Below are 22,964 nucleotides of genomic sequence, written 5' to 3'. Positions count from 1 at the left end.
CGCAGCGGGGCTTGATCTGCGTCAAGGAAGTCCGTCCCGGATCCTTCTAACTTGGGGACATCGAACAAAGGAGAACATCATGTTCAACCGAATCGCCACCCTGCTGGCCGCACTGAAGCCCATCACCGTGCAGGCCCACTGCGACACCGCCGAAGGCCCGGCCGTCAAGGACGGACGTAAAGCCGTGGAGACCGGCAACATCAACTACGCGCTCAAGTGGATCCCCGCCGACGGTGAGGCCGAGTTGCGTGAGGTCTTCGAGAAGGCCCTGCGGGTCCGGACCCTCGGGCGGGAAGCCGCCGACCTGGCCGATCGGCTCTTCCTCGAAACGATGGTCCGCATCCACCGGATGGGCGAGGGCGTCGGCTTCACCGGTATCCAGCCCGTCGGCACCGAGATCGACCCTGTCGTGAAGGCCGCCGACGAGGCCATCGCAGCGGGCTCGGATGCAGACCTGCTGCCGAGGGTGCCGCAGGAGCGCCGCGCCGAGCTCGACCAGCGTTTTCAGGCGGCGCTGGCGATCAAGGACTTCGACGTGAACGACGTCGTGGCTGCCCGACGCTACATTGCGGCCTACGTGAGCTTCTTCAAGTACGCCGAGGGTGAGGAGCACGCGCACCACGCGCCGGCGGGCCACTCCCACGAACACTAGGGAACCCCGATGAAGCGGCTTGTCAGGGTTGCCGGCGAATCCATGGCCCCCACCTACCGCTCGTCCGACCTGCTGCTCACGCGGCGGGTCGGACGCGCCGGGGTACGACGGGACGATGTCGTCGTGTTCCAGCGCGGTGAACTTCCGATGATCAAGCGCGTGGTGGGCCTGCCGGGTGACTTTGTTGAGCTGGAGGCCGGACGGCTTTTCGTCAACGGCGAGTCCGTCGACGGACGTCCCCGGGTTCCGGGCGCCTACACCCAGACCTGGCGGGTTCCCGCGGCGAGCTACTTCATGGCCGGTGACAACCCAGCCGGCTCGGACGACTCCCGGATCTGGGACGACCCCTTCGTCCCGGCTGAGAGTGTCGCAATGGTGGTCACCCGACGGCTGGTGGGGCCCCGCTGGCCCCGGGCCTTCAAGCCTCGTCGACGAGCTGCTGCAGCCGGTCGGGTTGCGTGATCGAGACCGACCGGCCCGCGCCGATGACGATCAGGCCCTGGCTCGCGAGGCTCTTCAGAGCCCGGCTGAGGCTTTCGGGTGTGGTGTCGAGCAGGGACGCCACGTCCTTCTTGGCCACCGGCAAGGTCACCGTCGCGACACCGCCGCGCCAGGCGCTAGCGAGACCGAGCAGGTAGTCGGCCAGGCGGCTCTCGACATCGCGCGAGGTCAGCGAGTTAAGGCGGTGCTCGGTGTCGGAGAGCCGCGCACTCACCCGCGACAGCAGCTGCAAGCCGATCTCGGGGTGCCTCCTGATCAACCCCTCAAGATCATCATGACGGAACACGCAAAGCCGGGACTCCCCCAGCGCGGTGGCGTAATCATCGGGCCGCTGGCCCGTGAACACCGACGTCTCCCCGGTGAAGTCGCCTGGACCCAACACCCGGATCAACTGCTCCGACCCGTCGGCTGAGAGCCGAAAGATCTTGAGTCGACCCGAATGCACCACCACGAGCTGCGACAGATCCTCGTCGGCACGGTACGCCGCCTCACCCGCCTTCAGAAGGGTCGGACGCGCCAACTCCTCGACCCGCTGCTGATCCTGCACCGACAGGCTGGCAAAGACCGGGACACGCGAGACGCAACTGTCGGCCATGACCCAACCCTAAGAACATGTCGGCAATGGTGAGCCTGACGCGCCGCGTTCAGCACCCGGTTGGTGTGCGACGCCCAGTCGTTCGTCGCTCCCAAGGTTGCCGGTGACAACGACAAAGTGAACACCATGACCCGATCGCTGGGGATCCTCACTGAGGGACTTCCCATGGATTCCCGGTGGGAAGAAGCCGTTCTATCTGTCGGCGACGGCATGGTGCACCCGACCTGTCGGGGTGTCTCGTTGGGATCTGGAGCCTACGGAGCAGGTGTGCCAGAAGTCGAGAGGCGGACCCCAACGAGACGCTTCTGCGGCCAGCGCGGTGTGTCGCGTTGAGGTGTACTCGAACGACGGTCGGGTCCAGGCGCTCGCCTTCCCATCGCGAAAGTCCCCGACGCGTGCTCACCCGAAGGCGAAATGCCTCCTGACAAGGGAAACCATAACGACCGATGTGCGGCCACTACGCCATTGGTCCGGGTGGATGGCGCTCGATTGTGCACGCTGGCGACGACGGCATCTGACGAACTCCACGTCACCCAGCCGCCCGATGCGTCCGTCCAGGCGGAAAGGACGGCCGCATCCTGGCTAGCTCGCCGACTCGCCACTCTCGGCCGCGTCCTCGAGATCCCTTAGGCGGTCAAGCGCGCGATTCAGATGGGCTCTGAACACCTCGTCAGCTGATTGGGGATCGCCCGCCTCAATCGCGTCGAGAAGGTCGCGGTGGGTGTCGACCATGGTGGAGAGATCGTCTCTCCGCCGCCGCTCGTAGCTGAGGCGGGCGCCACGGATTCGTTTGGTGATAGTGCTCCACATCTCGAGCGCCACTGGGCTCTCCGCCGCCGCAACGATCGCCCGGTGGAAGTCCATGTCGGCATCGACAACACCCATGGGGGCGCCCGCGCGAACGGCGCGCTGGAGCTCGCGGAAGGTGCGCCTGATGGGGTGGTCTGACTTCAGAGTTCCGCGCTGGCGTGCGAGAAGCCGCCTGACCGCGTAGGCCTCGAGCTCGATGCGTAGCTCGTAGATCTCCTCGACTTCATTCCAGGAAGGTTCCTTGAGCACCGTGCCGACGTAGGGCTCTGTGACCGCAAGCCCCTCTTCGGTGAGTCGGCGGATGGCTTCACGAACGGGTGCTTGTGACGTACCAAAGCGTTTCGCGAGGGGAACGATCAGCAGCCTTGATCCGGGCTTCAGTTCGCCAGACAGGATCTCGTCCTCAAGCTGGCCATAGATGCGGTCGGCAAGGGTCGCTCGGTCTGACTCGGCGGCACCAGTGGCCCCAAAGCTCATCGCACACCCTCCGCACTAGAAGCCGGCCCTCGTCGAGCACCGTCTCAGGCAGATTGACGAGGTATGTCAGCGCTTGTTCGCTGACTGTACAGCGTGGCGTTCTCGGGTGGAAGGGATTATCGATCATACGTGTCGCTTCCCGCGCCCCGACTCGGGGCAGGCGCAGACGACGGAAGCCCCGCCTTGGACTACGCCGATGTCGCCGGTACTCCGGCGTAGTGGCCGTTTCAACCCGCGCTCACTAGCGCCCACTCGGCGATTGCCAGTGCGCCGGGCGCGCCGCTAGATCCAGCTGGTCAATCTAGCAACGAGTTATGAGCGGAACCTCTTGCCAACCCAGAACATTATCGATAATGTCCACTCAGGCCTGCCGATGACGAAGGTCGTGGGGACTCGAAGCTGACGGGCGGAGCATCTTCTCCCAGGGCCCCGGAGCCCCGAAGCCCTTGGGCTCACGGCTCGTACGACGGAGTACTGGAGAGAGCACGCAGATGATACATGCCGGACGGCGCGCAGGGTCTCGCCTCGCGAGTGGCCAGGCGCTCAGAACGGAGTCACGCCGATGACACGAGTGATAGTGAACCGCCTCCTGATGGCGATTCCGGTGCTGTTCCTGATGACGATCATCACCTACCTGCTGGTTTCGTTGATCCCCGGCAACGCCGCCGTGGTCATCCTCGGCCAGGATGCGACCCCGGAGAACGTGGCGAGGCTGAGCGCGCAGATGCACCTCGACCAACCCTTCTACGTGCAGTGGTGGTATTGGCTCCAGGGAGCGTTTCATGGCGACCTCGGCACCTCGATATACACCGGCCAGCCGGTGACCACCGTGATCGCCGAACGCATCATGCCGACCGTCTATGTCGCCGGGTTCGCCACGATCCTGGGCGCCGTCGTGGGCATCATCCTCGGCACGTGGGCGGCCGTGAAGCGCGGCGCGGTCTCGAAGGTACTCGACACGATCTCGATGCTCGGTATCGCCCTCCCGAACTTCTGGTTCGCGCTGCTGCTCGTCGTGCTCGTCGCGGGGCAGCTGAAGATCCTCCCGCCGCTGGGCTACACGCCTCCGCAGGAGGATTTCGGGTCATGGGCCATACACCTGGTGCTGCCCGTGATCGCACTTTCCCTTGCCGGCGTCGCGATCATCGCCAAACAGACCAGGGACTCGATGTCGGAGGCACTCAGCCGGGATTTCATGCGGTTCCTCCAGGCGAACGGCCTGTCCCGATTCTCGCTGGTCTACCAGCACGCCCCGCGCTACGCCGCCGGCCCGATCGCCTCCGCGATCATCGCCTCCTTCGTCAACCTCTTCGGCGGCACCGTCGCGCTCGAGTCGATCTTCGCGATTCCCGGACTCGGCTCCCTCGTCGTGACGTCGACGACGCAACGTGACCTGGTGACGATCCAGGGCGCCGTGCTCGCGTACACGGTCGTCGTACTCGCAGCGACTCTCCTTGGCGACATCGTCAGCATCGCCCTGAACCCGAAGTTGAGGACCCGATGACCGATTCCATCACCGTCGTTGCCCAGCCGCAGGCCGTCCGGGCCCTTCGATCGGTCCGCAAGCGGCCTTCGATGTTCACCATCGTGGCCAGCGCCTGGCTCGCGATCGTCGTGATCGCCTGTACTTTCGCGAACCTCCTCGCCCCGATCGACCCGCAGGTGCAGGACCTCGCCAACGTCCTCCAGGGCCCGACCGCCGCCCACTGGCTCGGGACCGACAGCCTGGGACGCGACATCCTCTCCCGCCTGATGTTCGGGGGCCGCTCGACCGTCCTGGCCGTCGCGATCTCAATCGCGGTCTACGTGATCGTCGGTGTCGTCCTCGGCCTGCTGGCCGGTTACCTCGGTGGATGGCCCGACCGGATCATCTCGGCCAGCAGTTCCGCCGTCCTGGCGATGCCCAAGATGATCATCCTGTTCGTCGTCCTGTCGGTGTACCGCGGCAACGTGATCCTGGCGATGTTCGTCTACGGCCTCCTGGCCGGACCCGTGCTCGGCCTGATCGTCCGGGCCGCCGCCATGGCGACCCGCAATGAACTGTTCGTCGACGCCGCGCGGGTCTCCGGGCTCTCGCCGCTGCACATCATCCGCCACCACATCTTCCCCCGAACGACGGGCCTTATCATCGTGCAGGCCGCGGTGTTCGGGGCCACCGCCATCGTGGTGGAGAGCGCCTTGAGCTTCCTCGGCTTCGGCACCCAGCAGCCCGATCCCAGCTGGGGCAACATGGTCGCCGAGGCGGCGGGCAACATCTCCCTCAACGCGTGGATGCTGTATCCGACCGGCGGCACGATCGCGCTCACGGCCCTGTCGCTCGGCCTGATCGGCGACACCCTCCGCGACCGCGTCGCAGGCCAGTGGACGGCTCCGAAGCTCACGATGCGATCGGTGCACCGTCGTGCCGACCGCAACACCCAGGTGCCGGCGGCCACCGGCGCGACGCTTGCAGTGGCCGGCCTGGGCATCGGCTACAAGAACCCGCACGGGGTGGTGCCGGTCGTGAAGGACGTCAACTTCACGGTCGCCAAGGGAGAGACCATCGGCATCGTTGGCGAGTCGGGCTCCGGCAAGACCACCGTCGCCTTCGGTGTCCTCGGCGTCATCGGCGAGGTCGCCGAGATCTCCTCCGGCTCGGTGCTCTTCGGCGGCAAGAACCTCGTCGAGCTCTCCCTGCACGAGATGGACCACCTCCGCGGGCGGCGGCTCGCCTACGTGGCCCAGGAGCCGATGGTCGCACTCGACCCGAACTACCGGATCATCAGCCAGCTGGGCGAGGCGATCCGGCGCAACACCGGCAAGTCCCGCAAGGACGCAAAGACCCGTGCTGTCGAATTGCTGCGCCTGGTCGAGATCCGCGACCCCGAGGCGGTCGCCGAACGCTACCCGCACCAGCTGTCCGGCGGCATGGCGCAGCGCGTCTCGATCGCGCTCGCCCTCGCCGGGGAGCCCGAGCTCCTGGTTGCCGACGAACCGACCACCGCCCTGGACGTGACAGTGCAGGCCGGGATCCTGGCCCTGCTCATGTCGCTGCGCGACAAGACCGGCATGTCGGTCGTCCTGATCACCCACGACTGGGGCGTCGTCGCGGACCTGTGCGACCGGGTTGCTGTGATGTACAAGGGCGAGATCGTCGAGCAGAACACCGCCGAGGGCATCTACCGCCATCCGCAGCACCCCTACACCCAGGCGCTGCTCCGCTCCAACCCGCATGACGCCAAGCCCGGGCAGAGGCTGCCGGTCATCACCGGCGACTTCGAGACACCCAGCATGGCGGCGGCACGCGAAGCCTCGTCGTCCGAGAACAAGTCTGCAGCGGAGGGGACCCGATGACCGTCACGCCACTCCTCGAGGTCCACGACCTCGAGGTCACCTACAAGCTCACCCGCGGCCACTTCACCGCCGTGCAGCACATCAACTTCTCGGTCAACGAGGGCGAAGCGCTGGGCATCGTAGGCGAATCCGGCTCGGGCAAGTCGACCGTCGGCCGGGCGATCCTGGGCTTGGCAGAGGCGACGGCGGGCACGATCACCTTCGACGGCCGCGACATCACGCGCCTTACTCGTCGCGAGCGCCAGAAGATTTCGCAGAGCATCCAGGTGGTGTTCCAAGACCCGCGCAGCTCGCTGAACGAAGCCAAGAAGATCCGCGACATCCTCACCGAGCCGTTAGTGACGAACCACCAGATGAGCAAGGCCCAAGCGGCCGAGAGGGCCGGCGTGCTGCTGGAGCGGGTCGGCTTGGATCGGGCAGCGCTGGAGAAGCTGCCTGGCAACTTCTCCGGCGGCCAGCGGCAGCGCATCGCCATTGCGCGAGCGTTCATGCCCAGCCCCCGGCTGGTGATCTGCGACGAGCCGGTCTCGGCCCTCGACCTCTCGGTGCAGGCCCACATCATGAACCTGTTCCTGAAGGAGCAGGAGGAGACAGGGGTCACCTACCTGTTCATCGCCCACGACCTGGCGGTCGTCCGGGTCCTGTGCGAACGCGTCGTCGTGATGAGCGCGGGCCGCATCGTCGAGTCCGGCGTCACCGAAGACGTCTACACCTCCCCCAAGGAGGACTACACCAAGAAGCTGCTAGCGGCGGTACCCCATCCGGACCCCGTCATCCAGCACGAACGCCGAAAGGCATGGATCGAGCTCATGAACTCCCAGAACGCAGTACTCGCAACGAGCTAGACACCGATATTCACAACAAACCAAGAGCCCCAGCCGAAATCCGTCGGCTAGGAAGAGGAGGAATCAAGATGTTTCCGATCCGTGATCGCAAGCCCGCCCGGCTGGGGTTGGCGGCGGTAGTGGTGGGTGTCTCCGCGGCACTCGCCGTGACGGGCTGTGCCGGAGCGGGCAGCGGTGGGTCCAGCGGCCCGGTGCTGACCATCGCCGCGAGCGCGCCGCCGACGAGCCTTGACCCGATGCTGCAGTCGGTCGACCAGATCAACAACATGTACATCAACGTGGCGTACGACTCCCTCACCCGGATCGACAAGGACGGCAAGATCGCGCCCGACCTGGCCACCGAGTGGAAGTACACCGACAAGACGAACACCACGTTCGAGCTCAAGGTGCGCGGAGGGGTCAAGTTCTCCGACGGCTCGGCGCTCACGGCGCAGGATGTGGCCGACTCCCTGAACTATGCACGCACTAAGGGCGTGAACGGCCCGAACTGGATGGGCGCGATCGACTCGGTCACCGCCCAGGACGACACCACCGTGGTCATCAAGAACAAGACGCCCAACGATGCCCTTCCTTACCTGCTGTCCCAGCGGCTGCTTGTCGGCTCGGTGGTCTCGTCTGAGGCGGCCAGCGACCCGGCGAAGCTCAAGACTGCCACCTTCGGCGCCGGCCCTTACATGCTGGATCCGGCCCAGACCGTTGCGAACGCGACCTACACCTACGTTCCGAACAAGAACTACTGGGACCAGTCCAAGATCAAGTACACCAAGATCGTCATCAAGGTGGTCGCGGACGCCAATGCAGCCCTCCAGGCAGTGCAGAGCGGGTCGGCTGACCTGTTCAGCGGCAACCAGCCCACGGCCACTGCGGCCAAGGCCGCGGGACTGACGGTGGCCACCGCTCCGTTCGGTATCTCGGGGATCCTGATCTCGGATCGTTCCGGCACCACCGTGCCCGCTCTGAAGGACCCGAAGGTCCGCCAGGCGATGATGTATGCGATCGACCGCAGCGCCATCTCGAAGGCGGTCTTCGGCGGCTTCTCCGATCCCAGCCCGTCTCTCATTCTGAAGGGCCAGGACGGTTACACCGGGGCCGACGACAGCATCTTCACCTACGACATGGCCAAGGCGAAGCAGCTGCTCACCGAGGCGGGCTACGCCGGCGGCTTCAGCTTCGACATGTCCACCCCGGCGGCCAACAACACCAACCTGATGGCACAGGCCGTAGTGCAGTCCTGGGCGCAACTCGGCATCAAGGCCAACCTCCAGACCTACACCGACCTCGGCCAGCTGACCACCGACGTACTCGCCAAGAAGTATCCGGTGTCCGCCTTCAACTACGGGTCGCTGCCGACCTACATCCAGTCGCGCAGCTTCTTCAACGGAGGAGCCACGCAGTACAACGCGTGGAACTACCAGGACGCCGACATCAACAAGTCACTCGAGACCGCTGCGGCAGCGAGCGACCAGGCCAAAACCGACGCCTACTTCGCCGCCTGGCATCGCGCCCAGGCCGACCAGGCCCTCCTGAGTGCGGTCTACATCCGCCAGCAGGTGACGATCTACGACCAGAAGAAGATCACCGGGGTCTACATCACGACCCAGAACCCGGTCGTTGACCTCGGCTGGACCGTGGCACCAGTGAAGTGACCCCAGAGTGGTGCGCGGGCCGGCCCTGCACGACCTGCGCACCACTTACTCGCTGATGGAACCCGGAATGAGGCGATCGAGCCGAACCGAACATGAAGGACGAGGGAATGACTAGGCAGATGTCTCGTACGAGTGGAGAAGGCGAGGCGCAGCAACCTCAGGGCGGCCCGCATCGGTACGCCAACCGGGAGGCGCGACGGCGAATGTTCACACACTTCGTGTCGCACATGACCTGGAGCCTGAGCGCAGCGGCGATCGTGTTCCTCCCAGACGTGTTCTCCACCGACATCACCCGGCCCGCAGACTACATGAACACTCCCCCCAACTAGCCGGCACACCCGCGCAACCGGTGGCCGCAGCAGTCAGACCAAGAAACCCGAAAGAAGAACTGACATGAACAGCGCAAAGCTGAAGGAAGAGCACCGTCCCGCCCCGAAGACGACCGGCGGAGACAAGGCTCACGTGCAGCGACAGCTCCCGCGCCCTTCCGACCTCCGCGCGCTGCTCCAGTTCAAGAGCCCGACACTTGACCCCGTGCAGAGGCGGCTGGAGGCAGCGATCACGATCGAGGACCTGCGGCAGATCAGCCGGCGGACCACCCCGCGATCGGTCTTCGACTACGTGGACGGTGGGGCCGACTACGAGGTGAGCCAGCGACGCAACAAAGCCGTCTTCGACACGGCCAGGTTCATGCCCAACCTCCTTCACGAGGTGTCGGACCCAGACCTATCCACTGAGCTCCTCGGCCGGCGCATCGGATTCCCCGTGGTGTTCGCACCAACCGGGTTCACCCGGATGATGCACCACGAGGGCGAGATCGCGGTCGCCAGAGTCGCCGAGCGAAACAACCTCCCGTACGCGCTCTCGCTGCTCGGCACCACTGACTACGAGACGGTCGCCGCAGCCGCACCGCACGGCGACAACTGGTTCCAGATGTACATGACCAACAACCAATCGCTGAACACCGAAATCCTCGACAAGGCGCTCGAGGTCGGCGCCACGACCCTCGTGCTAACAATCGACTGTGCCGTCGGCGGGTTCCGTCCCAAGGACGTTCGCAACGGCCTAGCGATCCCGCCGGCCCTGACTATGAAGACGTTCTTCAACATGGCCCGCTTCCCCTACTGGTGGCTGAACAAGCTGACCACCCCGCCTGTCGAGTTCGCATCCGTCCGTGACTTCCCGGGCACCAACATGGAGGTCGCGAAGCTCCTCTTCGACCCCAACCTCAACTACGAGGCGCTGACCTGGCTCCGCAGCCACTGGCCGCACAAGCTCCTGGTGAAGGGCATCGTCAACCCCGCCGACGCCGGCCGCATGATGGAGTACGGCGCCGACGGCGTGATCATCTCCAACCACGGCGGACGCCAACTCGACCGCACCCCGGGCACCATGGAGGTCCTCCCGGCGGTCCGCGAGGTAGTCGGCGCCGGAGCCACCGTGATGGTCGATGGCGGCATCATGCACGGCCAGGACATCATCGCGGCCCGAGCTGCCGGCGCCGACGCCGTGATGATCGGACGGGCCTACCTGTACGGGATCATGGCCGCCGGAGAGCGGGGAGTGGAGCGCGCCGTCGAAATCCTGCGCGACGAGTTCCAGCGCGGGCTGCAGCTCCTTGGCCTCCGATCGACGGATGCTATCGCCTCTCGACACGTGGTCTGGCCGGTTGTCGATTCGCCCACGGCCAATCCGGAGGCTGCATCGCTGTACCGCCGCTCGCAAGCCTGCTAGTCGCAGACGCCTCGCGTCTGCGGGCTCCCGCACGTGGAGCGATGGCGCTAAATTTATCAATAATCCGTGGTCTCCGCGGAGCCGACCGTTAGGGCTAATTCCCGTTCCCCGCAGGTCAATCGTTGGGATCCAGCAGAAATGCGGGGAAAAAGGCTCCTGAGGGGCGGCTTTGCAACGGGCGTTTATTATCGATAATATCAGTCGAGATTGAAGCGATCATGAAGGGAACAACGGTGTCCAGTCGCCAAGGATGGATCAAGTCGGTGCAACTCCTCGGGCCGCAGATCCTCCAGAACGTGGAGGTCCCCTCGCCCGGCGACCTCGGCCCCGATGAGGTCGAGGTGAGGCTCGAGCTGGCCGGCATCTGTGGCAGCGACAAGCCCGGCTTCATCCACGGCGTGGACAAGATCGGCGAGCGCCCAGTCGGCTTTCCGACGCACGAGTGCGTCGGCACGGTGGTGAGGTCCTCGGGCGACCAGTCGCTGGTCGGCAAGAGGGTCATCGCCATCCCCAACCGCGACGCCGGACTGGGGGAGTTGTTCCATGCTCCGATCTTCAAGACGCACGTGCTCACCTCCGACCTGCCGATGCAGACCGTGATCCTCGCCCAGCCGCTCGCCACGGTCCTCGCCGCACTCGACCGGCTCGGCGACGTCACCGGAAAGAATGCCGCGGTGCTCGGCCTCGGCCCGATCGGCATCAGCTTCGGCTACGTGCTTCGCTCGATGGGTGTGGCGTCCCTGGCGGGGTTCGACCTTGCCGACCGCACCGGGGCTCCGTTCACCGAACTCTTCGACTCGATCGGGCACATCCCGGCCGAGGGGCAGGAGTTCGACATCGTCGTCGAAGCGGTGGGACACGACCTTGAGGTCGTCAACACCGCGATCGAGGCCACCGCCTACCGGGGCACGGCCCTGTTCTTCGGGGTGCCCGATGACGACATCTACCCGTTCAAGTTCAAGCGGTTCTTCCGCAAGTGCCTGACGATGGTGGCCAACGTCCAGCCGCACTGGCTGACATACCTGCCCCGCGCAGAGAACTTCCTCGTCGACCACCCCGACCTCGGCGCGATCGTTACTGACGTGGTCCCGGTGCAGGAGGCCCACACCGCATTCGAGACTGCGTTCGTGAACCCGCGACCGGATCGCGGCAAGGTGCTCATCTCGGTCGACGCCTGGACCGGGGCGGGCGCGGCACGAGCGGAGTAGGCGACCGCGCACCCGCGACCGCTCCATCCCCTCGCCGGAACAAGGCCCTGAGAAGATGACCACGACAGCTCCCCGCACGAGCAACCTCGACAACGCCACCACCGACCTTGTCCACCGATTGCGGAAAGCGGTGGGCGGACCGGTCGAGGACTCCACCCTCCGCAGGGCCGAGTACTCCACCGACGCGTCGAACTACCGGGTCGTCCCGCAGGTGGTGGTGTTCCCCAACGACACCGACGACGTCCTCGCCGCGGTGGAGGTGGCAAAGGAGTCGAGCGTGCCGCTCACCATGCGCGGGGCCGGCACCTCCGTCGCTGGGAATGCGGTCGGGCCCGGCATCGTCCTCGACACCAGTCTGTCCTTCAACCGGGTGCTCGACATCGATCCCGCGTCACGGACGGCGCTCGTGCAACCGGGCGTCATCCTGGACGACCTGCAGGCCGCGGCGGCGCCGCACGGGTTGCGCTTCGGGCCCGACCCGTCCACCCATGCGCGGTGCACCCTCGGCGGCATGATCGGCAACAACGCCTGCGGATCGCATGCCATCTCCTACGGCCGCACCGCCGACAACGTCATCGAGCTCGACATCGTCGACGGCCTCGGCCGCCGCTTCACCGCCGGCGCAGACAGAGTCGGCGAGGACAGACCAGGCCGCGGGGTATCGTCCGTACCCGGCCTGCAGGAAGTCGTCACCGCCCACCTCGGCACCATACGCACCGAGCTGGGTCGCATCGTCCGGCAGGTATCCGGCTACTCGCTTGATCACCTGCTTCCCGAGCGGGGAGGCAACCTCGCCAAGGCCTTGGTCGGCACCGAAGGCACCTGCGCAGTCGTGCTCGGCGCCACCGTACGGTTGGTCGAGCCGCCCGCCGCGCGTGCGATCGCGGTGCTCGGGTACGCAGGCATGTCCGAGGCCGCCGACGCCGTCCCCGGCATGCTGGGTCATCACCCCCTCGCCGTCGAAGGTATCGACGCCAGGCTGGTCGACGTGGTGCGCCGACACAAGGGGCCGCACGCCGTGCCGGAACTGCCCCGCGGCGGCGGTTGGCTCTTCGTCGAGGTGGGCGGCGCCACGACCGAGGAGGCGCACGCGGCGGCCCTCGCGCTGGCCCGTGACGCCGGCACCCAGGACCTGATCGTGGTCGCGGACGGCCCCGTGGCCTCCCGCCTCTGGCGGATCCGCGAGGACGGAGCCGGGCTCGCCGGTCGCACCGCCGACGGCCGCCAGGCGTGGCCCGGCTGGGAGGACGCCGCCGTGCCACCGGAGCGGCTCGGCGCCTACCTGCGCGAGTTCGACGCGCTGATGAAGCAGCACGGGATCGACGGACTACCCTTCGGCCACTTCGGGGACGGATGTGTCCATGTCCGCCTCGACCTTCCCCTGGCCGACCGGCCCCAGCGGCTGCGGCCCTTCCTCCTCGACGCCGCTGACCTGGTCGCCCGGCATGGCGGCTCGCTGTCCGGCGAACACGGGGACGGGCGCGCGCGGAGCGAGCTCCTGCCCCGGATGTACTCCCCGGACGCCGTCGCCGCCTTTGCCGCCTTCAAGAACGTCTTCGACCCGCACGACATCCTCAACCCAGGTGTGATCGTGCGACCCGACCCGGTCGACGCCTCGCTGCGCCGGCCGGCCGCGAAGCCGTTCCCGCTCAGTGCGCGCCCAGCCGGGATCGCTCTTCGCGAGGACGAGGGCGACCTCACCCGTGCCGTGCATCGGTGCGTCGGAGTCAGCAAGTGCCGCGCCGACAGCTCCGCCGGCGGTTTCATGTGCCCCTCGTTCCGGGCGACCCGCGACGAGACGCACTCCACCCGCGGCCGTGCCCGCGTGTTGCAGGAGATGACCAACGGCTCCCTGGTCACCAACGGTTTCCGGTCGCCGGAGCTCCTGGAGTCGCTCGACCTGTGCCTGTCGTGCAAGGCCTGCAGCGCAGACTGTCCGGCCGGGGTCGACATGGCGGCCTACAAGTCGGAGGTTCTCAACCAGGCCTACCGTGGTCGGCTCCGGCCGATGAACCACTACGCGCTCGGCCAACTGCCCCGCTGGGCACGCCTCGCCGGAATCGCGCCCAGGCTCGTCAACGCCCTCCTGTCGGTCCCGGCTCTCCGAAACGCCGTGCTGAGCGTCGGTGGCATGGATCGCCGTCGCGGCATCCCCGCATTCGCCACCATCCCCCTGCGGCGGACCACCATCGACCGCCGGCTGGCCGCCGTCACCCACGCGGCCGCAGTCCGCAGCAAGCCAGCCGTCGTGCTGTGGTCGGACTCGTTCACCGACGCATTCGCACCCCAGGTGGGCGCCGCGATGATCCGCGTCCTCGAAGCCGCCGGATACCAGGTCTTCGTCCCTTCCGGATCGGCCTGCTGCGGACTCACCTGGATCAGCACCGGACAGCTGGACGGAGCCCGAGCGCGGCTCCGCGGCACTCTGGACCTACTGGCTCCCTTCGCCGAAGCGGGTATCCCGATCATCGGCATCGAGCCATCCTGCACGGCCGTCCTGCGGCACGACGTCGGCGAGTTACTGCCCGACGACCCACGTTCGGCACAGGTGGCCGCCGCGGTCAGGACGCTGGCCGAGTTCCTTGTCGAACAGCCCGGTCAGGATCCCGCTGATCGATGGCAGCCGCCCTCGCTCGACGGCGTGACCGTGATCGCCCAACCGCACTGCCACCAACACGCCGTCATGGGGTTCGACACGGACGCGGCGCTCCTGACAGGCGCCGGCGCGCAGGTGAAGACGCTGTCGGGCTGCTGCGGCCTGGCCGGCAACTTCGGCATGGAGAAGGGGCACTACGCCGTATCGGTGGCCGTCGCCGAACTGGGCCTGCTCCCCGCCCTTCGTGAGGCGCCTCCCGAAGCTGTCTTCCTGGCCGACGGGTTCTCCTGCCGCACCCAGGCCGAACAGCTCGCCGGAACTCAGGGCATCCACCTGGCGGAACTGCTCGCCTCCCACCTGCCAGGGCCGGACGGCGCACAGACCCCTCCGACGGCGTGAGGATGCGGCGCCCGGCATGACCGCTCACCTGTTCATCTCCGACGTCACCCTGCGCGACGGAAGCCACGTGGTGGCCCACCGATTCACGGTTGCCGCCGTCCGCCGGATCGCGGCCGCGCTCGACCGGGCCGGTGTCGACGGGATCGAGGTCGGCCACGGCGACGGGCTCGGCCAACCGTCGGTCAGGAACGGATCGCCCCTGCACTCCGACCTCGAGTTGATCGAAGCGGCGGCCGACGTGGCCGAACGCTCCCAGATCGCCGTGCTCATCCAGCCGCGGCTCGGCACGACCCGCCACCTCGCCGACGCGTGCCACGCGGGCGCCACCCTGGCACGCGTCGCCACCCACTGCACCGACGCCGCTTCGGCAGCGGCCCATCTCGCGGCTGCCAGGGACCTCGGCTTCGACACCGCCGGGTTCCTCATGATGGCGGCACTGGCCACTCCCACCGAGCTCGCGGCGCAAGCCCGCCTGATGGAGGGGTACGGCGCCCAGTGCGTATACCTGGCCGATTCCAGTGGCGCCCTCACCACCGTGGAGATCGCCGAGCGGGTCTCAGCCCTGAGGGACGCGCTAGACGACTCGACCCAGATCGGCATCCACGCCCACCACAACCTGAGTCTCGGTGTCGCCAACTCCGTCGCCGCCGTCGCCGCCGGAGCCCACCGGGTCGACGCCAGCCTGGCCGGGATGGGCGCAGGAGCCGGCAACGCCCAGATCGAGGCCTTCGTCGCCGTCGCGGACCGGATGGGCCTACCGCACCACGTCGATCTCGCAGCGCTGATCGACGCGGCCGACGACCTTGTGCGACCGCTGCTGCCCGCCCCCGTCCAGGTGAACCGGGACACCCTGACGCTCGGCTACGCAGGCGTCTACGGGACGTTCCTGGCTCCGGCGAGGGAAGCCGCCGCCAGGTTCGGCGTGCGCCCCTTCGACATCCTCGTCGAAGCCGGGAGGCGGCACCTGATCGCGGGACAAGAGGGCGCGATCACCGGCATCGCGAAGGCGCTGCGTCGTGCCTACGGCCACCCGCAGGACAGTCCCAAAGATTATCGATAATCTTCTTGCCGTGGGGCTGGACGAGTGCTAGTTTGGATTTCGGAACAAGTGTTCCGAAACGATCCGAACAAGGAGACTTACCGTGAGCCGTGAGAAGCTGACCGGCATCTACATTCCGATGGTGACGCCCTTCAATGCCGACGAATCCATCAACTTCGCCGGCATCAAGTCCGTGACCGACTTCCTCGTCGACAACGGCGTCAGTGGCGTGATCCCCTCCGGCAGCACCGGCGAGATGGTCGCGCTGACCAAGGACGAGCAGATCGCGGTCAACAAGGCGACGGTCGAGGCCGCTGCCGGTCGCATCAAGGTCGTCGCGTCCACCGGCGCCTACCGCACGAAGGACGTCGTTGACATGTCCGTGGCCGCCGAGGCCGACGGCGCTGACGGCGTCATGGTCGTCACCCCGTGGTACATGGCCCCGAACACCGACGAGCTGTACAAGCACTACGAGACGCTGCGCAAGGCCATCGACATCCCCGTGATGGTCTACCACAACCCGTACTACTCGACCTGCCTGATGACCGACGAGTTCATGGCGAAGCTGTACAACGACGGCCTCATCGACGCCGTCAAGGAGCGCCAGGCCGACGTGTACCGCCAGCAGGACCTGCGCTACCTCACCGACGACAACTTCGGTATCTTCTACGGCTACGACGTCTGCCCCGTCGAGTCCGTGTCCTGCTGGGCCGACGGTTGGGTCTGTGGCACCGGAAACCTGTTCCCGAAGGAGAACACCGAGGTCTTCCACCTGGCCAAGGAGCGGAAGATGGAGGAGGCCATGAAGGCCCACTTCGAGAAGGTCCGTCCGTACCTGCCCCTGTTCACCAAGCCGACCGCGACCGGCCTGCCCACCCCGTGGCTGCAGATCATCAAGGAGGGCCTCAAGCTCCGCGGCGTCGACGCCGGCTTCTGCCGCAAGCCCGTCATCTCCGAGCTCCCCTCCGACGTGGTCGCCACCCTGAAGAGCACGCTCAAGGAGTACGGCTACCTCGCGTAGTCCGGAGGGCGCACGCCACGGCGCCGGCCAGGCAACCACCGTTCCGGCACCGTGGCCCGCGCAAAGCGATCGCGATTGCTCCGTCCCGCCACGAGCGCGACGGAGCAATCGCGTCCCGAGCCCGCGCCGGACGGCACGGCGTCCGGCGAACGCCTAGGGTTGGCACACCGGCCAGCCGGAGGCCGACCGACAGGAAACGGAACGATGAGGCAGCAGGACTTCCAGTCAGGCGAGACCATCCAGATGGTCGAGCGCGCCCTGAAGGTCCTCGATGTCGTCCGCAACAGCACCGCCCCGGTCGGTGTGCAGGAGATCGCACGCACCTGCGAACTCAACCCGTCCACCGCGTTCCGCATTCTGAAGACGCTCGAGAAGTCCCAGTGGGTGTTCCAGCTGGCTGACGGCAGTTATGTCCTCGGCCAGAAGCTCGGCTTCCTGACCGAAAAGCGCAGCCTCAACCTCGCCCTTCGTGAGGTTGCCCTCTTCGTGATGCGGGCTCGTACCGCGGAGCTCGGGCCGGCGATGAACCTGATCGTCCGCGACGGCTCCGAGGGCGTCATCATCCAGCAGTCGCGCACCAATAGCCTGGTCGACTACGTGCCGCCGCTGTTGTCCCGGGTGCCGCTCTACGCGACCGCCGGCGGCAAGGTACTCCTCGCCGAACTTCCCGCCGATCTGGCGCTGAGGGTGCTGTCGACTGTCGAGCTCAGGCCGCTGACGAGTCACACCATCACCGATCGCGACGCGCTCCTGGCCACCCTCCGGGATATCGCCGAGCGGGGCTACGCATTCGACGACCGTGAGACCTCCGAGAGCGGATTCTGCATCAGCGTCCCCGTCCGTGACCATGACGGCACCACGGTTGCCGCCCTGTCGTTCAGCGGCATCATCGGAGTCAGCGACCCGGGTGAACTGCTCAAGTACCTGCCAGCCCTGCAGGACGCTGCGGCCGAGATCTCGCGCAGCCTGTTCGACAACTGGCAGTGGTAGCCGAGGGCTGACCTCCCTCGGGACGATCGCCGCGACGGCGGTCGATCGGCGCAGCCGGGACTCAGCCCGGCGACGCGCACCGACACGAAAGGGACCGATCCGTCATGCGTGGAATCATCCTCGCCGGAGGCTCAGGCACGAGACTGCACCCCCTGACCATCGCGACCAGCAAGCAACTGGTCCCGGTGTACGACAAGCCGATGATCTATTACCCGCTGTCCACGCTCATCCTGGCCGGCATCCGCGACATCCTCGTGATCACGACACCCCACGAGCAGGGCGCGTTCCAGCGCCTCCTCGGGGACGGTAGCCAATTCGGCATCGAGCTCACCTACGCCGTGCAGCCGGAACCGAAAGGGCTCGCCCAGGCGTTCACCATCGGCGCCGGGTTCGTTGCCGGACACTCCTCCTGCCTCATCCTCGGCGACAACATCTTCCACGGTCCCGGTCTCGGGACGAGTCTTCGGGGCCAGGCCGACGTCACCGGGGCGACCGTGTTCGGCTACTGGGTCGACGACCCCACCCGCTACGGCGTGGTCGAAGTGGGATCCGACGGACGCGCGCTCTCGATCGAGGAGAAGCCCGTGCAGCCGAGATCCCACTACGCCGTTCCCGGGCTCTACTTCTACGACGAGGACGTCGTCGGCATCGCCGCCGACCTCATGCCGGGACGGCGCGGTGAGTACGAGATCACAGACGTCAACCGTGCCTACCTCGAGCAGGGCCGACTGCACGTCTCCATCCTGCCCCGTGGCACCGCGTGGCTCGACACCGGAACGCTCGACTCCCTGCTCGACGCCGGGGAGTATGTCCGGACGCTCCAGGCACGGCAAGGGCTCCAGGTCGGCTGCCCCGAGGAGGCGGCCTGGCGCGCAGGGTTCCTCGGCGACGCCGCCCTCAGCGAGCGGGCCGACGCCTTCGCCAGGTCGAGCTACGGCAGCTACCTTCGCGGCCTCCTGCAGGACCGGCCATGACCAAGCAGAACCAGGGCGCGGTCGGTGTCGCCATCGTCGGCGCCGGATTCATCAGCACCCAGTACCTCGACACCCTCAGCACCTTCCCCGACCTGGCTGTGCGCGTGATCGCCGACCGCGACCCCGACGCGGCCAGACGACGCGCCGAGCAGTACGGCATCGCCGAGTCCGGACCGCCCGAACTGGCTCTCGGTCATTCAGGGGTCGAGATCGTGGTCAATCTGACAGTTCCGGCCGCGCACGCCGACGTCGACCTGGCCGCGATCCAGGCGGGCAAGCACGTCTGGAGCGAGAAGCCACTCGCCCTGGGACGCGACGAGGCACGGACCGTGCTCACCGCAGCACGAACGGCGGGGGTTCGCGTGGGGTGCGCTCCCGACTCGGTCCTCGGCGCCGGCATCCAGTCCGCCCGGCGAGCAATCGAACGGGGTGACATCGGCACACCCCTCACCGCCATCACCCTCTTCCAGGTACCCGGCCCAGAGTCGTGGCACCCGCGACCAGAGTTCCTCTACCAACGTGGCGGCGGGCCACTGCTCGACCACGGCCCCTACTACCTCAGTGCACTGGTACACCTCCTCGGCGGTGTCCGCCGGGTGGCCGCAACAGGATCGGCCTCGCTTGCCACTCGGGTGATCGGCACCGGTCCGCGGGCCGGCGAGGAGTTTCCGGTCGAGGTCCTCACCCACGTGAGCGCCATCACCGAGTTCGAGAGCGGCGCGTCAGCGATCAGCGTCTTCAGCTTCGAGTCGCCCCTGGCGCGAAGGGGCTTCTTCGAGGTGACCGGCACCGAGGGCGTCCTGTCGGTGCCGGACCCGAACCTCTTCGACGGGCCGCTGCGGATCTTCCACCCAGGAGACGAAGAGTGGAGCAACCTGCCGACCACCGGGCCCTCCGACGGCCGGGGCCTCGGCGTGCTTGACATGGCCCGCAGCATCCGGGAGGGGTCGGACCACCTGGCCTCTGGCGATCTCGCCTACCACGTCCTCGACGTGATGCTGGCGATCGAGGAGTCCATCGACGCTGCCTCGTTCGTGGACGTCGCGAGCTCGGCTCCCGACCTCCGCACGGTGCCAGCCGACTGGGCGCCCCGCGCGCCCACGATCTCGAAAGGATGACTCGGCAGTGAGCACCGCGGTTCGACACCTCGACTCTCCGAGGGCCTGGCTCATGTGGGGACTGGGCCTGTTCGCCTACGTCGTGGCAGTGATGCAGCGGACCAGCTTCGGAGTGGCCAGCGTCCAGGCGACCGACCGGTTCTCGGCCGGCGCCTCGCTCGTGAGCCTCTCTGTGGTCGTCCAGCTGCTGACGTACTCCGCCATGCAGGTTCCGGTCGGGGTGCTGGCCGACCGATTCGGGAGCCGGACGGTGATCGGCTGCGGCGCGGTACTGATGTTCCTCGGTCAGCTCGACCTCGCGTTGAGCACGAACGTCGTCTCCGCGATCGTGGCCAGGGTCCTCGTGGGGGCCGGTGATGCGATGACGTTCGCGGCGGTGCTCCGCCTCATCCCTGCCTGGTTCAGCCCCGGACGGATCGCCGTACTGAACCAGCTGACAGCGATGGCCGGCCAGGCCGGGCAAGTGCTGAGTTCCTTTCCCCTCGCCGCCATCCTCGCCACCGCCGGCTGGCAACCGGCGTTCGTGAGCGCTGCAAGCCTCTCCGGGATCGCGGCAGTGCTGATCTTCGCGGTGTTGCGGAACGCGCCGCCGGGCCGGTCCGCACACCGAAGCCCGGCCGACGTGAGCGCCCTGCAGCACGTCCGCAACGTCGTCCGCATCCCGGCGAGCCTGCTCGGTTTCTGGATCCACTGGATGTGCTCCTCGTGGATCGTCACCTTCGCCATGATGTGGGGCTACCCGTTCATGACCAAAGGATTGGGCTACCCGCAGCCGGTCGCCGCAGCGATGTTCACGCTCATGGTGATCGCCGGCATCCCGTTCGGCCCGATCCTCGGCATCCTCAGCCGGCGAGCGCCGCTGCAGCGGACTAACCTCGCCCTGTTCGTGTCGGCGATGGTCGCGGTCCCCTGGGTGGCGATCCTGCTGTGGCCCGGGGCAGCACCGGTCTGGCTGCTGGCCGTCCTGATGATCGGGATGGCGGCATGCGGACCCGGCGGGTCGCTCGGCTTCGACGTCGCCCGGGCATCGAACCCGTTGCAGCAGATCGGAGCCGCCACCGGGTTCGTGATCGTCGGCGGCTTCTTCGGCGGGATGCTCAGCGTCCTGTCGATCGGCATCACGCTGGATGCCCTCGGCGGATACACGCCCGACGCGTTCCGGTGGGCGATGGCGACCCAGTTCATCTTCTGGGGAATCGGAGTGGTCGGCGCCTACGTGACGCGCCGCAGGGCCCGGCGCCTTGATCGGGCCCGCGGCGTTCGCTACCGGACGCTCGGGGCCACGGTGCGGCGGGAGTTGTCGAACTGGTTGGTGCAGTGGCGGATCTTTTCCAACCCCGATCAGCTCCCTCCTGCGGACGAGGCCCTCGAACTCGTCGTCGAGGACGGACGGACGGTCCGGATCCCGGCCGTCCTTCCCGGGATCAACGGCGAACTCACGGCCATCGACACTGCGGCCAACGAGGCGGCGCCCGAGTGGTGGCGCAGCCGGGTTGACGAGTACCTCTGCCTGGTCGCCACTCCGGAACTGGAAATCGGCTCGATCGAGATCCGGTGCCGCGACTCCGCGGACGTGCTGGCCGTCCGTGCCGAGATCCTGTCTGCGCTCGCAGAACGGGAGGCAGGTCTCAGCTTCGAAGTGACGCCGTGGGCGAGGACCCGGCCGTCCGGCGTGTGACCCCTGGCGGGAGCGTGCTTGGCGCGCGAAGACGTCGGTCAGATGTCCGATGCCGTCCTCACCCGACGGGCCGCGAGCCAGGTAACCAAGCCCCCGACAAGAGCGAGAGCCGCGCACGCGGCCAGCAGCCCGGGGTAGCCCGCAGGCGTGTCGACGAGGCCGATCAGGGGGCCCGCGAAAATCGCGCCCACACGACGGGTGTTCACGAAGAGACCGGTCGCGAGGCCGGGCTTCGGCACCATCAGCTGGAAGAGAGTGAGGCCCATGGCCGCCACGGCGGCGAAGAAGATCGCGTTGAGCGCTTGGGCGAAGACCAGGGATAACGGGTCGATCACGAAGGCCAGGGCTGCAAAGTAGCCCGCGCCCGACCCGCAGCCCACGAGCAGCAGCCTCGCGGGCACGGTACCTGAGTGGAGGCGGCCCATCGCGAGCAGAGCCGGGATCTCCAGGGCAGCGGCCGCGCCTAGGGCAATCCCAGCCCACGCCAGGGGGAGTCCTAGGTACTCACCGACCAGGAGCGCCATGACCGACACAGCGGCGACATCTGCGGCCTGGGCCACCGAAAGCGCCGCGAAGACTACCGCGACCCGGACCCGCCGCTGGGGGACGTCGGCGGATGGGTGAGGTGCCAATTCGGCAACCTCGTGGCGCACGAGCCTGCGGCCGCTTCTCACTTGGACGGCGCCGACGAGGGCGCTCCCGACGGCGGCCAGGCCAACCACCGCCAGGACGGCCAGCCCTCCGGACCACGCCATCAACGCGGTCGCGACCGGGGGACCCAGTACCCAGGCGAGCGAGAACATCGCTCGGGCGTCGATGATCTCTGCGGTCGAGCGCCCCGCGGCACGCAACTGAGCGAGAAGGAGCGGTCCGCCGACCCCGGCCGGGGCGCCGAGGAGGATGAGCGCCACCGTGGCCCAGGGAAGGCTCGTGGCGACGGCAAGGGTGAAGGCCAAGGCCAGGGACAGCCCAGCGCAGACGAGCTGGGGGAGCAGGTAGTTGCCGCGTCGGTCCGCCCAGTACGTGAGGAGCAGTGAAGCGGCGAATCCGGAGGCGTTGTACGTCGCGAGCACCCAACCCACCTCGGTAGCCGTCGCGCCGTACAGCGAAACCAGGAGGAGGGCGAGGACCGGTGCCAGAACGGCCAGCTGAAGCCCCCAGAGCAGGGCCGGAAGTCGACCGCCTCGGAACGGTGGCGCCGAACGTTCCAGCCCCACCGCACCGGCCAATCTCCGGGCCACGGGTTCCTTCCCCTGCAGCGCTCGCATGGGGTAATATTATCGATAATATGTGAGAGAAGAAACTGGCGCAGCCGTGCGTGTGAGTTAGCGATAAATGGAGCGACGAA

The 22,964-nt window shown here is 67.3% G+C and carries 18 protein-coding genes; 15 read left to right on the top strand and 3 right to left on the bottom strand.

Annotated features, from left to right (window positions below; translation table 11 throughout):
• Positions 1 to 79: 79 nt before the first annotated feature.
• Together ACFQQJ_RS02970 and lepB are read left to right on the top strand one after the other, a co-directional pair.
• Positions 80 to 652, top strand: coding sequence for a DUF6448 family protein (locus ACFQQJ_RS02970; protein WP_377103900.1), 573 nt, complete (start codon positions 80 to 82; stop codon positions 650 to 652).
• A 9-nt stretch (positions 653 to 661) separates the two neighbouring features.
• Positions 662 to 1,114, top strand: a complete 453-nt coding sequence (gene lepB / locus ACFQQJ_RS02965; RefSeq protein ID WP_377103898.1) for a signal peptidase I — start codon at positions 662 to 664, stop codon at positions 1,112 to 1,114.
• On the opposite strand, the gene ACFQQJ_RS02960 is transcribed toward lepB, so the two are convergent.
• Positions 1,071 to 1,748, bottom strand: a complete 678-nt coding sequence (locus tag ACFQQJ_RS02960) for a Crp/Fnr family transcriptional regulator (protein WP_377103896.1) — start codon at positions 1,746 to 1,748, stop codon at positions 1,071 to 1,073. The two genes, lepB and ACFQQJ_RS02960, sit on opposite strands and share 44 nt — an antisense overlap.
• Before the next feature lie 582 nt (positions 1,749 to 2,330).
• A complete protein-coding gene (locus ACFQQJ_RS02955; protein ID WP_377103894.1) occupies positions 2,331 to 3,035 on the bottom strand; it encodes a GntR family transcriptional regulator in 705 nt (234 codons plus the stop codon).
• Between the two features lie 562 nt (positions 3,036 to 3,597).
• On the opposite strand from ACFQQJ_RS02955, the gene ACFQQJ_RS02950 reads away from it, so the two are divergent.
• The 13 genes from ACFQQJ_RS02950 to ACFQQJ_RS02890 all read left to right on the top strand — a co-directional run bounded on the left by ACFQQJ_RS02950 (position 3,598) and on the right by ACFQQJ_RS02890 (position 21,616).
• Complete coding sequence (locus ACFQQJ_RS02950) at positions 3,598 to 4,539, top strand: ABC transporter permease (RefSeq protein ID WP_377103892.1); 942 nt, start codon at positions 3,598 to 3,600, stop codon at positions 4,537 to 4,539.
• On the top strand, positions 4,536 to 6,368 hold the full coding sequence (locus ACFQQJ_RS02945) for a dipeptide/oligopeptide/nickel ABC transporter permease/ATP-binding protein (RefSeq protein ID WP_377103890.1): 1,833 nt from the start codon (positions 4,536 to 4,538) through the stop codon (positions 6,366 to 6,368). Before ACFQQJ_RS02950 ends, ACFQQJ_RS02945 begins: the two co-directional genes overlap by 4 nt.
• Positions 6,365 to 7,213 (top strand): ABC transporter ATP-binding protein, encoded by an 849-nt coding sequence (locus ACFQQJ_RS02940; RefSeq protein ID WP_377103888.1) that lies wholly within the window; start codon positions 6,365 to 6,367, stop codon positions 7,211 to 7,213. Before ACFQQJ_RS02945 ends, ACFQQJ_RS02940 begins: the two co-directional genes overlap by 4 nt.
• 68 nt (positions 7,214 to 7,281) lie before the next feature.
• Positions 7,282 to 8,859, top strand: a complete 1,578-nt coding sequence (locus ACFQQJ_RS02935; RefSeq protein WP_377103886.1) for an ABC transporter substrate-binding protein — start codon at positions 7,282 to 7,284, stop codon at positions 8,857 to 8,859.
• A 393-nt stretch (positions 8,860 to 9,252) separates the two neighbouring features.
• Entirely contained in the window at positions 9,253 to 10,593 is a 1,341-nt protein-coding gene (locus tag ACFQQJ_RS02930; protein ID WP_377103884.1) for an alpha-hydroxy-acid oxidizing protein, read from the top strand.
• Between the two features lie 233 nt (positions 10,594 to 10,826).
• Entirely contained in the window at positions 10,827 to 11,801 is a 975-nt protein-coding gene (locus ACFQQJ_RS02925) for an alcohol dehydrogenase catalytic domain-containing protein (protein WP_377103883.1), read from the top strand.
• 55 nt (positions 11,802 to 11,856) lie between these two features.
• Positions 11,857 to 14,796 (top strand): FAD-binding and (Fe-S)-binding domain-containing protein, encoded by a 2,940-nt coding sequence (locus ACFQQJ_RS02920; protein ID WP_377103881.1) that lies wholly within the window; start codon positions 11,857 to 11,859, stop codon positions 14,794 to 14,796.
• 16 nt (positions 14,797 to 14,812) lie between these two features.
• Positions 14,813 to 15,856 (top strand): 4-hydroxy-2-oxovalerate aldolase, encoded by a 1,044-nt coding sequence (dmpG, locus tag ACFQQJ_RS02915; RefSeq protein ID WP_377103879.1) that lies wholly within the window; start codon positions 14,813 to 14,815, stop codon positions 15,854 to 15,856.
• Positions 15,857 to 15,938: 82 nt separating this feature from the next.
• Positions 15,939 to 16,856 carry a dihydrodipicolinate synthase family protein gene (locus tag ACFQQJ_RS02910; protein ID WP_377103877.1) on the top strand — a complete coding sequence of 306 codons (918 nt, stop codon included), beginning with the start codon at positions 15,939 to 15,941 and terminating at the stop codon, positions 16,854 to 16,856.
• A gap of 243 nt (positions 16,857 to 17,099) precedes the next feature.
• Positions 17,100 to 17,846, top strand: a complete 747-nt coding sequence (locus ACFQQJ_RS02905) for an IclR family transcriptional regulator (RefSeq protein WP_377103875.1) — start codon at positions 17,100 to 17,102, stop codon at positions 17,844 to 17,846.
• Between the two features lie 104 nt (positions 17,847 to 17,950).
• Positions 17,951 to 18,820: a glucose-1-phosphate thymidylyltransferase RfbA gene (gene rfbA, locus ACFQQJ_RS02900; RefSeq protein WP_377103873.1), complete on the top strand. Its 870-nt coding sequence runs from the start codon at positions 17,951 to 17,953 to the stop codon at positions 18,818 to 18,820.
• Positions 18,817 to 19,938, top strand: a complete 1,122-nt coding sequence (locus ACFQQJ_RS02895; RefSeq protein WP_377103871.1) for a Gfo/Idh/MocA family protein — start codon at positions 18,817 to 18,819, stop codon at positions 19,936 to 19,938. The genes rfbA and ACFQQJ_RS02895 overlap by 4 nt, the downstream gene beginning before the upstream one ends.
• A gap of 7 nt (positions 19,939 to 19,945) precedes the next feature.
• Positions 19,946 to 21,616 (top strand): nitrate/nitrite transporter, encoded by a 1,671-nt coding sequence (locus ACFQQJ_RS02890; protein ID WP_377103869.1) that lies wholly within the window; start codon positions 19,946 to 19,948, stop codon positions 21,614 to 21,616.
• Positions 21,617 to 21,654: 38 nt separating this feature from the next.
• Here ACFQQJ_RS02890 and ACFQQJ_RS02885 read toward each other — a convergent pair whose 3' ends face one another.
• Positions 21,655 to 22,884, bottom strand: a complete 1,230-nt coding sequence (locus ACFQQJ_RS02885; protein WP_377103867.1) for an MFS transporter — start codon at positions 22,882 to 22,884, stop codon at positions 21,655 to 21,657.
• Between the last annotated feature and the right edge of the window lie 80 nt (positions 22,885 to 22,964).

Source organism: Propionicimonas sp. T2.31MG-18, assembly GCF_964266745.1.
Classification (GTDB): Bacteria; Actinomycetota; Actinomycetes; order Propionibacteriales; family Propionibacteriaceae; genus Propionicimonas.
Note: the sequence above shows the minus strand (reverse complement) of the source record. Positions and strands in the feature narration are given on the sequence as shown.